The 13,013-nt window shown below is 58.8% G+C and carries 13 protein-coding genes; 4 read left to right on the top strand and 9 right to left on the bottom strand.

Annotation, left to right across the window (positions count from 1 at the left end; genetic code table 11):
* Positions 1-146 precede the first annotated feature (146 nt).
* The gene (locus tag ACJ8MK_RS17575) at positions 147-1,064 is read left to right on the top strand and encodes a DMT family transporter (RefSeq protein ID WP_060452079.1); all 918 of its coding nucleotides are present in this window, start codon (positions 147-149) and stop codon (positions 1,062-1,064) included.
* Here ACJ8MK_RS17575 and pdxR read toward each other — a convergent pair.
* From pdxR to ACJ8MK_RS17530, 9 genes are all read right to left on the bottom strand, one after another.
* Entirely contained in the window at positions 1,061-2,554 is a 1,494-nt protein-coding gene (gene pdxR, locus ACJ8MK_RS17570) for a MocR-like pyridoxine biosynthesis transcription factor PdxR (protein WP_442517932.1), read from the bottom strand. The genes ACJ8MK_RS17575 and pdxR overlap by 4 nt on opposite strands.
* Before the next feature lie 79 nt (positions 2,555-2,633).
* On the bottom strand, positions 2,634-3,257 hold the full coding sequence (locus ACJ8MK_RS17565) for a helix-turn-helix transcriptional regulator (protein WP_033649366.1): 624 nt from the start codon (positions 3,255-3,257) through the stop codon (positions 2,634-2,636).
* Positions 3,258-3,366: 109 nt separating this feature from the next.
* Positions 3,367-3,906 (bottom strand): fimbrial protein, encoded by a 540-nt coding sequence (locus ACJ8MK_RS17560; protein ID WP_086556970.1) that lies wholly within the window; start codon positions 3,904-3,906, stop codon positions 3,367-3,369.
* Complete coding sequence (locus tag ACJ8MK_RS17555; protein WP_103773145.1) at positions 3,906-4,850, bottom strand: fimbrial protein; 945 nt, start codon at positions 4,848-4,850, stop codon at positions 3,906-3,908. Before ACJ8MK_RS17555 ends, ACJ8MK_RS17560 begins: the two co-directional genes overlap by 1 nt.
* On the bottom strand, positions 4,828-5,439 hold the full coding sequence (locus ACJ8MK_RS17550; RefSeq protein ID WP_103773144.1) for a fimbrial protein: 612 nt from the start codon (positions 5,437-5,439) through the stop codon (positions 4,828-4,830). The genes ACJ8MK_RS17555 and ACJ8MK_RS17550 overlap by 23 nt, the downstream gene beginning before the upstream one ends.
* Positions 5,440-5,450: 11 nt before the next feature.
* Positions 5,451-6,194, bottom strand: a complete 744-nt coding sequence (locus ACJ8MK_RS17545) for a fimbrial biogenesis chaperone (RefSeq protein ID WP_103773143.1) — start codon at positions 6,192-6,194, stop codon at positions 5,451-5,453.
* 30 nt (positions 6,195-6,224) lie between these two features.
* A complete protein-coding gene (locus ACJ8MK_RS17540) occupies positions 6,225-8,726 on the bottom strand; it encodes a fimbria/pilus outer membrane usher protein (RefSeq protein WP_442517931.1) in 2,502 nt (833 codons plus the stop codon).
* 79 nt (positions 8,727-8,805) lie between these two features.
* On the bottom strand, positions 8,806-9,357 hold the full coding sequence (locus ACJ8MK_RS17535; protein ID WP_033649363.1) for a fimbrial protein: 552 nt from the start codon (positions 9,355-9,357) through the stop codon (positions 8,806-8,808).
* A gap of 88 nt (positions 9,358-9,445) precedes the next feature.
* Positions 9,446-9,982: a fimbrial protein gene (locus tag ACJ8MK_RS17530; RefSeq protein WP_033636355.1), complete on the bottom strand. Its 537-nt coding sequence runs from the start codon at positions 9,980-9,982 to the stop codon at positions 9,446-9,448.
* 1,105 nt (positions 9,983-11,087) lie between these two features.
* On the opposite strand from ACJ8MK_RS17530, the gene ACJ8MK_RS17525 reads away from it, so the two are divergent.
* The 3 genes from ACJ8MK_RS17525 to fetB all read left to right on the top strand — a co-directional run bounded on the left by ACJ8MK_RS17525 (position 11,088) and on the right by fetB (position 13,003).
* The gene (locus tag ACJ8MK_RS17525; protein WP_033649362.1) at positions 11,088-11,375 is read left to right on the top strand and encodes a FaeA/PapI family transcriptional regulator; all 288 of its coding nucleotides are present in this window, start codon (positions 11,088-11,090) and stop codon (positions 11,373-11,375) included.
* Positions 11,376-11,565: 190 nt separating this feature from the next.
* Positions 11,566-12,243 carry an iron efflux ABC transporter ATP-binding subunit FetA gene (fetA, locus tag ACJ8MK_RS17520; RefSeq protein WP_033636353.1) on the top strand — a complete coding sequence of 226 codons (678 nt, stop codon included), beginning with the start codon at positions 11,566-11,568 and terminating at the stop codon, positions 12,241-12,243.
* Positions 12,230-13,003 carry an iron efflux ABC transporter permease subunit FetB gene (gene fetB / locus ACJ8MK_RS17515; RefSeq protein ID WP_033636352.1) on the top strand — a complete coding sequence of 258 codons (774 nt, stop codon included), beginning with the start codon at positions 12,230-12,232 and terminating at the stop codon, positions 13,001-13,003. Before fetA ends, fetB begins: the two co-directional genes overlap by 14 nt.
* Positions 13,004-13,013 lie beyond the last annotated feature (10 nt).

Raw genomic sequence — 13,013 nt, 5'->3', positions numbered from 1 at the left:
CTATCCGGACCTGTCCGTGAACCGCTTTATCTGAAAAATAGAACCTGGCCCCGGCAAGTGACGCCGGGGAACGATGTTCTCTTTCACTATGATATCGCCTCGCGGGTTGCCGATTTCGGTATGCCTCAGGCGTGCGGAGCGTTCACATGACGGACAGTCAGTCTGAAAAAACTCTCGTTGTTCCCCCTGCGCATCCCGCCGCCGGGCATTCGCCCCAGGGCTGGATGAACGGCTTCCTCGGCATGATTATTTTCAGCGGCTCGCTGCCCGCCACGCGGGTGGCGGTGCTGGAGCTCGATCCGCTGTTTCTGACGGCGGTCAGGGCGGCGATCGCCGCCTTGCTGGCCCTGTGTGCGCTGCTGATCACCCGCCAGGCGCGGCCGACGCGGGCCGATTTGCCGCCGCTGCTGTTTGTGGCGCTTGGCGTGGTCATCGGTTTTCCGCTGCTGACGGCGCTGGCGCTGCAGCACACCACCTCGGCGCATTCGCTGGTGTATATCGGCCTGCTGCCGCTGGCGACCGCCGGTTTTGGCGTTTTGCGCGGCGGAGAGCGGCCCAAGCCCGCTTTTTGGGCTTTTTCAGGCGTCGGCGCCGTGCTGGTGGGCGCTTTCGCGCTAAGCCAGGGGAGCGGCGGCGGCTGGCAGGGGGATGCGCTGATGATCGGGGCGGTGTTGCTGTGCGGCCTGGGTTATGCCGAAGGGGCGGTGCTGTCGCGCCGGATCGGCGGCTGGCAGGTGATCTCCTGGGCGCTGGTGGCGGCGTTGCCGTTGACGCTGGCGGCCACCTGGCTGGCGGCGCCGGCCGGTTGGCCTGCCGTCAGTGGCGCCGCCTGGCTGTCGCTGGTTTACGTCTCGGTGTTCAGCATGTGGATTGGGTTTATTTTCTGGTATCGCGGCCTGGCGCAGGGCGGCATCGCCGCCGTCGGGCAGTTGCAGCTGCTGCAGCCGTTCTTCGGCCTGGCGCTGGCGGGCTGGCTGCTGCAGGAAACCGTCCAGCCGATGATGATCGCCGTGATGGCCGGCGTGGTGGTTTGCGTGTTCGGCGCCAAACGTTTTTCCCGCTAGGCGCCGCTGCCGGCGCAGGCCAGGATCACCTGTCCGAGCCGTTCCACCGCCTGTTGCACCTGGCGGTCGGCGTAACCGCCCAATCCCAGCACCAGGCCCGGCTCACCGTGGCCGGGTGCATACATCGGCGACACCGCCCGCAGCGCCAATCCGGCTTCGTTGGCGCATTGGGCGACCTGCACGTCATCGAGATCTTTCCTCAGCCACAGCACCATGTGCATGCCCTGATCGCAGGGCTGCACTATCGCCAGCTCAGCGGGGATATGCGTGTTGATCGCCTCGATCAGCACCCGGCGTTTCTCGGCGTAGACGCCGCGCATTTTGCGGATATGCCGGTCGAGATACCCTTCGGCGATAAAGGCGGCCAGCACGTGTTGATCCGCGCTGGGCGGATGGCGATCCATCAGGATCCTGGCGCCGCAAAAGGCGTCGACCAGCGGTGGCGGCACGATGGCGTAACCCAGCCGCAGCGAAGGGAACAGCACCTTGCTGAAGGTGCCGAGATAGAGCGTTCGCTCGGGCGCCAGCCCCTGCAGCGAAGGGAACGGGTGGCCGGCGTAGCGCATCTCGCTGTCGTAGTCGTCTTCCACGATCCAGGCCTGCCGCTCTTTGGCCCAGCCCAACAGGGCGCTTCTTTTCGCCATGCTCATCGGCATGCCCAGCGGATATTGATGCGACGGCGTGACAAAGGCGGCGCGGGCGTCGGCGGCCAGGCGGATACCGGCGGCGACGTCGATGCCGTCGGCGGCGACGGGCACCCTAATCATGCGTCGATCGCGAAACAGGCTGTCGAAAATGGCGGTGATGCCGGCGTAGGCGGGGTCTTCCACCCAGGCGCTGTCGCCGGCGTCCAGCAGGATCTGTGCGGCCAAATAGAGCCCTTGTTGCGTGCCGGAGGTGATGAGGATTTGCTGCGGCGTGCAGTTTACCGAGCGGGAACGGCGCACATAGTCGCAGATGGCTTCGCGCAGCGGCAACGCGCCCAGCGGATCGCCGTAGCCTGACGGGGCGCCGGGGCCGCGCGCCCGGATGCGGTTGCCGAGCCGCCGCCAGATATCGTCGGGCGCGGTATCGCCGATCGGCACCGAGACGGTGAACGGCACCGGCGGCAACGCCCGCGCCTGGGCGGCAAAGCGCGCCAGATGCTGCGCCTGTGCGGAAAGCGGCACGGCTGTGGACGGAGCGGCCTGCACCGTGGCGTGTGGCGTGCGGCGCGGCGCCTGATAGTGGGCGACCCGGGTGCCGGAGCCGGGCTGCGGTTCGAGAAAACCTTCCGCCGTTAGCTGAGCGAACGCCTCCAATACCGTGCCGCGCGCCAGATTCAGCGCCGCCGACAGCCGGCGCGTCGAGGGCAGCAGATCGCCCGCTTTCAGATCGCCCCGGTGGATGGCCTGGCGCAGGGCCTGCGCCAGCTGGTGGCTAAGTTGACCCGCCTGACGATCGAGCTCGCCGAGGGCGGGGACGTCAACGGCTTTGGCTGTTCTGGGCATGCATTCCGGCTCGCTTTGCAGTGCGAAAATGAGTATTCAGAGTAAACCACTCTGGCGTCACTCGCGAGCCTGTTGTCGTTCAGTTCAGCTCCCGCTGATTCAGCAGCACCCGATTCAACTCGCTGTTTTTGCGCACGTTCAGCTTGCGCATCGCCGAACGTTTGTGGGCGCTGATGGTTTTCTGGCTGCGCTGCAGCAGGCCGGCGATGCTACAGGCGGACATGCCGCTGCTCATCAGGCCCAGCACCTTTTTCTCACAGTGGCTCAGCGCGGCGAGGCGGCAGGCCTGGCATTTCCATATGTCGGCGGCGTGCAGCGCCATCCACGGCTGCTGAATGAATTTTTCCAGCGCCATCTGCAGCTTGAGGCGAATGGCGTAAACCGAGTCGCGCCGGTGGATGCTGAACAGCGGAGACAGGTTTTTCACCTGTTGCTGGGCCGTGTCGTCGAGGATCAGCAAGGTCAGCTGCCGCTGGCGCGGGATGCCGTAGGGGCTCCGGTAGCAGCAGGCGCAGCCCCAGCGCTCTTCCGGCGTGCGGAACACGATTTCGATGTTATCCAACGCCTGCAGCGCCAGCGGCGAGAACTGCGGGTACAGGCGTTGGCATTCGTTCAGGGAGTGCAGATAGTCCTGCAGCAGCAGACGCAGCCCCTGCTGGTAGAAGTTATCGCTGTCGAACAGCGTGAAGCGAATATCTGGCATGGGTGGCTCCTTAAAAGGCCGCGGCGCCGCGCCGGAGCGAACGGTGACGGCCAATCGCCGGCGTTCGCGCGCCGGTCGTTTTCCTGATTTCCCTGGGGCGGTGCGGGGCTTATTGGTACGCCAGCACAAAATTGGCGACGGAACTGAATTCGCCTTCGGTAAGGCTTTTATCTTTCATCGCGCTCGGCCGGGCCTGGACATAGGCGCTGAACCTCAGGGCGTTGGGGCCGTCTTGCAATGTCACCGCATCGGTCGGCGTGCCCAGATCAATCGCTTTGCCAGCACCGTCAAACAGCGCGATAGCGGCGCCGTTGGCGCCATTGTTGATCGCCAGCTTGCCCGGCAGTTCGGCATCTTCGGTGCCGGTAAAGGTGGCGGTGACCGATTTGAAAACGGCGGTTTTACAGTCGGTTAAGCGAATGGAAAATGACACGGGGTTGGTGTGGCCGTAGCGGTACAAGGTTTTGATCAACACCGTATCCATCTCGACGGTCTGGTGAAGAGACTGCGGGTCGATATTGCAGGGTCTGCTTACCACGGAGCCGAAAAAGTCTATTTCCTTATTTTCCGCCGCGACTGCGGAGGAAAATAGAAAACCGATGCCGCACAGAGCGGTGATTGTCCGATAGCTCTTCATCATCACCACCATTAAATATAATTAATCAGCAAGATTACGGTCTTGCGGAAATTGCCTTCCTGTCCTTCCCCGCTGGCCTGCAATGAGGCGCTGTAGGATTTTTGCACCTGATCGCGGCCACTCATGTCGGCAAAGCTGTCGAACTGATTGTATTTAATCCATTTGGGGTTGGAATTATCGTGGATGCGCAAGGTTGAACCATTGTCCATATTCAAGCCGGTAGCGTCGGTCAGCGTGCCGTTTTTCACCATGAAATTGGCCTCCAGCGCGAAGCTGTCGCTGCAGCCGTTTTTGCGGATCAAGATGCTGAAATCCTTGCTCGCTACGGTGCCCGCATTGGGTTTCCAGGTCGGGATCTCACCGAAGTCAACGCCTTCCGGGGTTGAAAGCTCCACCGAAGCGGCGCACTGGATCACCTTGATTTTATCCAGCCCGGTTAGGGTGAAACGGTAATTTTTTCCCGGGTGGACGTTGATGCCGCCTACGCCATCGAGCTGAAAAACGGCGATCTGACTGGCGCCCCCTGCGGTGATTTCTCCGGTTTTTTGCAAATAAACCTGATAGTTGACATGACCGAGCTCCCGTTGCTTGGGGGTACGAAACATATCGGTTTGTACTCGGGAGTTGATCAAGCCGAGATCCCGGCCGTTATAAATCACCCCCATGGCGATGCCGGCGGCGAACTGCCGGTTGTCCGGATTGGGATAGAAGTAAACCCATTCCCCATTGGGTTTGCTGGCGTGCGCCCAGCACATAACGTCGCGGCTCATCGGTTTGGAGGTCCAAAGCCGGCTGCCGACCGGTAAGGTGGCCGGTATGGTCAACCGGCCGATATCCTCACTCTCTTCGGTAATGCCGCTCTCGGTATTCAGGTGGCATTCCAGCGCCTGAGCGCCGAATGGCGTCGCCAGGCAACCCAGCAACGTCAGGCGTTTATAAATAGACCAACTGGACATGCACCACTCCTTTGAATTGGTTTGCTTCGATGAACGGACGGGTTGATTCCAATTGAGCGCTGAACCACAACGTATTGCCGCCCGGCTGCAAGACATAGGGGGCGCCGGGTTGGTTGAGGGACAATGCACGGCCCCGTTGATCTTTCAGCCGCAGGCCAACGCCTTGTACGCCGCCGTGCAGCTTCAGCAACTGCGGATTGTCGGGATCGCTTTCACCGAGGAACACCAGCGTGGCGGCCTGCTCCCCCCGCAGGTAGAGCAGGCCGGCATCGCCATTGCGCATCCCGGCCGGATTGTCTGCCAGCGCCCTGGCGCCCAGCAGGCAATGGTTAAAGGCGAGACGAAAACGTACCGGCGCGCTTTGATCGCCGACACGCCGGAAGGCGAGCGTGCCGATCTCACCGAGATCGACCGACTGATCGCGGCTGTCCGGCGCCAGGCTGCAGGGAGAGCTCAGCAGAGCGCCCTGAAAACCGACGGTGCCGCTGGTGCCCTGAACCTCTCCCGGCGGAGAGGCCATTGCGGCGCCGTTGCCGAGCAGCAAGGCGCCGATCAGCAGAGGCCGCAGGCGGCCGGTGAAGTCAGCCATGCCGTATCTCCTTATTTTTTTCCGGGTGCGGCGGTGCAGAGGCTAGCGCTGCAGGTGAAGCGCAGCTCGGGGTGGCCGCCGAAATCATTGATATAGGTGACGACGAAGGCGTCGAACCCATTGTCGCGCAAACGCACATTTTCGCTGGATTTGGGGGACAGCATCACCGGCTGAAAATCGCCGATCGCGCCACCGCCTTGTTTCTGCGTCTGACGGGCGATGCCGGTCAGCGTGATGTGGAACGGCGTCGGATTTTCGATGGTGAAACCGTCGGCGGTTTTGTGGAACACCAGCTGTTCTTGCCATATCTCACCCTGCGGCGCGACGATGGCCTTCGGGCGGAAGAACAGTTTGATCTGCGTTTGCAGCGCCAGCTGCATCACGTTGGCTTTGCTGCTTTTGGGCGGAATTTCACGCAAATTGAAATAAAATACCGATTCGCGATCTTGCGGCAATAGCTCGGCTTCCGGCGTTTTGGTAATGCGCACGACGCTGCGTTCTCCGGCTTCCACCCGTTGCAACGGCGGCAATACCACCAGCGGCGAAACGATCTTTTGATGTTGCGCATTCTCGATCCAGGCCTGAGCAAGGAAAGGCAACTCTTTGTTCTCATTGGTTATGTTAAGGCTGATCGATTTGGCGTCGCTCACATAGATGGCGCGCGTGCGATCCAACGCGATCGCCGCGTCGGCCGTCGAAGCCAGCGTCATCAACGCCAGGCTGCCCGCGGTTACTGCTATCGAATGTTTGTTCATGTTATGCGTCTACTCTCAATGTGTTGCGGATTACGGTTTGGCACACGGCAACAGCAGCCGGTCCAGCGGTTTGGCGGCGCCTGGGATGGCGATGCGGCACTGACGGCGGCCTTCCCAGGCGACGTCCAACCGCTCTTCCGGTTGGACGCCGGTCAGATACACCGAGCCGCCGTCGTTCACCACCGCGATTTCCCGTCCGGTTGCACTCAGCACCGTGGCGCCGAACGGCGGTTCGCTGCCGTCCGCCAGTTTGATGGTGGCTAACAGCTTGCTGCCTTTCACCACCTCGAAGTGGCGATAACCGATGGCGCCTTCCGTCAGCGTGCCTTGCACCACCGCGCGCGTGGCTTCAACGTCGTCTGCCAGCTTGTTGACGTCGATGCGCGTATCGGTGTTGTAGTAGCTGGTGATGTCCGAGATCACCGCCAATCCTAAGCGGTTGCTGTAAGCGCGGCCGTTGTTGATCGGCACGCCGGCGACGCCGTTGGTATCCAGCATCATGCGGCTGCCGCCGTTGCCGGCGTTCTGGTGCGCGGCGACGCCGTGCCGGGTAGCGGTCAGGCCGCCGCGGAAAGTTCCGCCTATCGAGGAGTAACTGCCCTGCTGATAAGACGCGTTGGCGTTGAGCGTGCCGAACGACGCGTTATGGGTGTAGTAACCGCTCGCCGTCGGTTTGCCGGACTGGGTGACGCCGCTGCCGACCTGCCAGGTATTGTTGATGTCGCTGTTGTCGGTGTAGGTCGCCGTTTGGGTCACGTCGCGGTTATTGACCTGCAGCGCGTAGCCCAGACGGTTGTGCTCGCCGATAGGCACGGTGAAATTGAGCATCGCGCTATCGTCGGTGCGGCCCCGATAGTGAGTGCGATAGGCCGCCAACGAGGCGGTGATGTTGCTGATCCCGCCGAAGTCGAACAGCTTGCTGGTCGACATGCCGTAGCGGTTTTGCGCGCCTGCGTCCCAGTAAGTCTGGTGTGAGTAGGTCAGATAAGCGGTGATCGCCTGAGCGCTGTCCTCCGCCATAAAGGTTTTGCTGGCGGTGACGGTATACAACTCTTTTTGTCGGCCGCTGTAGCGATCGTCAATGTCGCCGTAGCGCGCCTGCAGGTACTGCGACATGGTCATAAATTTGCGCTGCGAAAAGCGGTAGCCGGCAAAGGTGATTTGGCCGTTGAGCTCGTCGAAACGTTTGGCGTAGTTGACCTTGAATGACATGCCTTTGGCGCTGGGTTCATCGGGCAGGCGCGCGATCGACTGCGTGGCGTCCACCGACAGGGCGCCGAACAGGTTCAGGTCGCGCCCCAGGCCGAGAGCCCAGGCGTTGTAATCGCCGCCGAGCAGTGTGCCGCCGTACAGCGACCAGGCGTTGCTCAAGCCCCAGGAGAAATCGCCGGCGGAGAACACCGGCCCTTGCGTGCGGTGATCGTAGGCAGACGGCTTGCCCAGCGCCACGTTATAGCGCACGTAGCCGGGGCGGGTCAGATAAGGAATGCTGGCGGTATCTACCTGAAAAGTGGAAACGCTGCCGTCTTGTTCTTCCACTTTCACATCCAGTTTGCCGCGTACCGAGCTGCTGAGATCCTGAATGGCGAACGGCCCGGCGGGCACCGTGGTTTGATACAGCGTGCGGCCTTCCTGAGAGACGGTGATCCGCGCGTTGCTTTTGGCGATGCCGCGTACTTCTGGCGCGTAACCCTGCAGGTTGGGCGGCAGCATGCGCTCGTCGCTGGCGAGGTTGAGGCCGGTAAAACGGTAGGCGTCGAACACCGGCGAATTCAGGTAGGTTTCGCCCAGCGTCAGCCTGGCGGCCTGCATCGGCAGCGCGCGGTATGCGTAGATCTGATTCCAGTCGAAATTGCTGTCGCGCCGGCCGTATTGTTGGTTGAAATCGGTCTGATAATCGGCGCGCAGGCGCCAGGCGCCCAGGTTGGCGCCCAACGTACCGTAGCTGCTGAGGCTTTCGGCGGTGCCGTTGTCGTGGTGCTGTTTACCGATTTGGCCGCTGAGATTGTAATCCAGCAGCACGCCGGGGATGCCATCGTCCCACTGCTCGGGCGGCGTCCAGTCGGGATCGGAGTATTTCATCCAGGCCTGCGGAATGGTGATCGCCAGCACGCCGCCGCTGATGCGATCGGAAACCGTTGCGCCTTTGATGCCGCGAATGTCGGCACACTGGTTGTCGCGCCACAGGGTGACTTTTTTGGCCGCTTCTTCTTTCAGCGCCATTTTTTCCACCAGGTCAGGCGGCAGGCACACCTGGCTGCCGCTCTTGTTATCCGGCGACGGGAAATACTGAATGCTGCGCTGGGGCAGCGTTTTCTGGTTGATTTTGATATCCAGCAGATAGGTGCCCGGCATGACGTAATCGGCGTCGGAAAAGCGGGATAAGTCCACTTTGCTGCGTTCGCCGATATCCAACACGTCGGTATTGAATTCCGTGGCGGAAAAGACCGGTTTTGCCCAGAGAACAGAGAGAATGACGATGATGGGCGTTTTTTTTATTGTCAGTAAAGACGTCATAGAATGATCACTCATGGCAAATCCGCGCCTAATAGCAGGTCATCCCGTAAGACCTGAATACGTAATGCTGTACAGCGTTCCTAACGAAAACCGGCTACAAATAAGACAGGGTGAATTTGGCCAATGAGCTGAAACCGCCCGCCCGTGCCCTGTCGGGGTGAATGCGAAGCTGGGCGCCAAAGCGCAGCGTGTTATCGCCGGCAACGATCAGATAATCCGCCGTCGTGCTGCCGAGCGGGATCGGGGTGCCGGCGTCGGTCAGCAACTCGATAGCCATGCCGCGCGCCTCGCCATGGACGGCGAGCCATTGCGGATCTTGGCTATCCGCGATGCCGCTGAAGGTGAGGTTGGCCGCGCGATAAATAAAATCGGGCTTTATCTGGCTGGCCAGTTCGCAGTTCACCAACCTGATGGCGAAGTGGCGGCGGCTGCCGATGAGGCTCGGCTGGGCATCTCGCCCGGCGTCGCTCATTGAAACCAGCCCGAAATCAACGGTTTGATCCAAACTGTCGCCGGCGATGTTGCACGGCGTTTCGACGATTTCGCCGCCCAGGCTGACTTTGCCGTGGCCCTGAGTTTTCGCCGTGGCGCTAGCGCTGCCGATGCTGAGCGCGATCAGCAATGCGCCTCGCCAATGGATGGTCATGCTGGCTTCTCCCTGTCGAGATCGGTTCCTTTGCCGGAGCCGGCGTCGTTAAGCATGGGGATGCCCGCGCCGGCATCCCCAACGAGGCTTACTGATAAGCCAGGGTAAAGTTCGCCACGCTGGTGAACTGGCCCGGCACGACGGCGCCGGAAGCGCTGTTACCTTGCAGGTATGCGGCGAATTTCAGGGCGTTGTTGCCTTCGTTCAGGCCCTGGCCGTCCGTTGCGGTGCCCAGCTCAACTTCCTTGGCGTGCAGCTGGTCGTAAATCACGATGCCCGCGCCGCTGGCGGAACCGCTCAGCGCCAGCAATTTGCTGTTGACGGCATCCGGCGTGCCGGTGAAGGTCACCTTGACGTTTTTCATGGTGTTGAGCGCGCAGTCTTTCAGCTCAATGCTGAAGGGTTCGGCGCTGGATTTGCCTTCTTTGGCCAGGATGCGGCTGCTGATCTGGCCCATCGGGACGGTTTGATCGACGGAGTCCGGCGTGATGCTGCAAGGCGCATCGATAATTTCACCGCTAAAGGTCACGGTGCCGCTGCCCTGGTTCGGGGTCGGCGCCGCATGTGCAACGGAGGCGGTAGAAAAAGCAATGGCGGTCGCCAGCATTAATTTATTCAGTTTCATTTCTCAGGTTCCTGTAGAGAGTATTTAAATAAAAAGAAAAGCACACCTAAATCCCCGCAGAGCAGCAACGCCCTGTTAGCCGCACTGCGATGGGAGCCAGATCCTTTTGCTTTGGGCAATACGCACACTTTTCGTTATTTGCTTTTAATAACGAAATGGTTATGTGATGTTTGGTCGGTTTTATTTGATTTTAAAACCCGAATATCAGTATGGCGTTTTGCTGGGAATATTCTTGCAAACAATAGCATTACTTGGAAATAGATTTTGTTGAAATAACTCAAATTCAGAATATAAAACCAAAAGGAAAAAGTTAAATATAAGATCAAAAACCAATAGATCGTATGTAAATATTATCCAGAATAAATGACTGCATAAATAAGGTTATGCGAGATATTAGATCGACTGTAATAGCTGTTGCCCTACAATGCGCAATATCGCTTTGCTAATATTACGCTTTGACGAACATTGAAGAATTTTCTTTATGAAACAAAATGAAAAACATAAGCATTTGTTTTGTATGATTTTGTGTGGTTAGTTGTCCCTATGGCGTTCCACCGCCTATTCCTGGGTTGTCGAAGGGGTGTTAACAAAAAAATAACAACAAGGCAGAGGGAAGATTATTCTTATCAGATGCTATTTTTTGGACGCGCTTATGTTATTTAACCCATTGTGATTAACCAGAAAAGGGCAGGTGATGCCGTAGGCATTACATAATAATGACCTAAGTGATAATCAAAGGATGAACGATGGAATGATTACTGCGATTAATGCATTTAACAGATGTAAGGCGCATGCGTTGACAATGTTGGTAATTATGTATTCGCGGTTCGTTATGGGATTGTTTAAACATCTTCATATCATGATAACCATGAAAAAAATTGCACAGAAAAATCCTAGTGAAAAATCCGAGGAACAATGCATGACATTTTATCGGCAAAGGTTGGATTTATTAATAAATATTCATTCGCGCGGTGATAGGCAGCGCCAGGTCTATTTTATCGGAACAACGTCGTTTGCGCGGACGCCGCCGTGATTTATGCCCCTGCGCATCACTGACGTGCAGTCATGAACGGGGGCTCAGCAGTAACCACTCAGGAGGAATGCTATGGCCAAGGTGCCGAAAACGTTTGAAAGTAGAAAATCGCTGATGCTGGATGTGTTGCGGGGATTGTGCCGGGATCTTGTGGAAGGGGCCGGGGGCCTGCATCCCCCGCCGGAGCAGTGGCCGAAGACGCGCGAGCTGGCGGATAAATGCGGCGAAAACATTTATACCACCCGCACCCTGCTGCTGGCGCTGGAAAAGGAGGGCAAGGTCCGCTGCACCCACCGCAGCATCAACAATTCTCTACGCTGGTACAGCTGCGACGAACAGGCAGCGATAAAAAAAGAGTGATTCGACCCTGGCGGTCGCTTTTGACTATTCCTACAGCTAATCATTAGTAAAATTTATTATTTGACGGGGCGTTTTGCTCCGTCAATCCTCCTCTCCGCTCGCTGCCATCCGCACAGGCATTGCTAATATGTTTTTTGCGGCCATATACTTATCGCTCAGACGGGAACAGGTGTAGGGAGCCGGCATCGTAATGAAGGAAAAGAAAGACATACTGAGATTGGATGATATTCATTATCAAATAGACAACCAGGTGATCCTGGACTCCGTCTCTTTCACGCTGGGTGAAGGCGAGTTCAAACTGATCACCGGGCCTTCCGGCTGCGGGAAAAGCACCCTGCTGAAAATCATCTCTTCCTTAATGGATCCGACCAGCGGAAACCTCTATTTCGACGGACGAGCGATCGCCGAGATGTCGCCGGAGGCGTATCGCAAACAGGTTTCTTACTGCTTCCAGACGCCGGCGCTGTTCGGCAATACGGTTTACGACAATCTGGCGCTGCCCTACCAGATCCGTCAACAGTCGCCGGATGAACGAAAAATGCAGGCCGATCTGGCGCGTTTCGGGCTGCCGGAGGCGATGCTGACCAAAAGCATCAATGAGCTGTCCGGCGGGGAGAAGCAGCGCGTGTCCCTGATCCGCAACCTGCAGTTTATGCCCCGGGTGCTGTTGCTCGATGAGATCACCAGCGCGCTGGACGAGGAAAATAAGCGCAACGTCAATGAGATAGTGCATCAGCTGGTGGCGGAGCACCGGCTGGCGGTGCTGTGGGTGACGCACGATACCGAAGAGATAGCGCATGCGGACGAGGTGATCACCCTGCGCGCGCACGGCGCCGAGCAACAGGAGCAACAGCATGAATCAGCATAACATCACCAACGAATCCTTAGGCTTGTCGATGATCCTGGTGGTGGTCGCCATTCTGATCAGCCACCGGGAAAAGCTGGCGCTGGAAAAGGACATTATCTGGAGCATCTGCCGCGCGGTGGTGCAGCTGATCATCGTCGGCTACGTGCTGAAGTACATTTTCGATCTGGATAACGCGGTGCTCACCGTGTTGATGGTGCTGTTCATCTGCTTTAACGCGGCCTACAACGCCAAGAAACGCAGCAAGTACGTCGAACACGCGTTCGTGACGTCGTTTATCGCCATCACCACCGGCGCGGTGCTGACGCTGGCGGTGCTGGTCTTGACTGGCTCCATCGAATTTACGCCGATGCAGGTGATCCCCATCTCCGGAATGATCGCCGGTAACGCCATGGTGGCGGTGGGGCTGTGCTACACCAACCTCGGCCAGCGTTTCAAAAGCGAGCAGCAGAAGATTCAGGAGATGCTCAGCCTGGGGGCGACGCCCAAGTTCGCTTCGGCGGCGCTGATCCGCGACAGCATCCGCGCTTCGCTGATCCCGACCGTGGATTCGGCGAAAACCGTTGGGCTGGTCAGCCTGCCGGGCATGATGTCCGGGCTGATCTTCGCCGGCATCGATCCGGTGAAAGCGATCAAATACCAGATTATGGTGACCTTCATGCTGCTTTCCACCGCCAGCCTGTCGACCATCATCGCCTGCTATCTGGCCTACCGTAAGTTTTACAACGCGCGCCACCAGCTGGTGGTCGGCAACCTGAAGTAACGCCATGAAA

Source organism: Serratia sp. CY38905, from assembly GCF_052168875.1.
In the GTDB taxonomy this organism is placed as follows: domain Bacteria; phylum Pseudomonadota; class Gammaproteobacteria; order Enterobacterales; family Enterobacteriaceae; genus Serratia; species Serratia sarumanii.
Note: the sequence above shows the minus strand (reverse complement) of the source record. Positions and strands in the feature narration are given on the sequence as shown.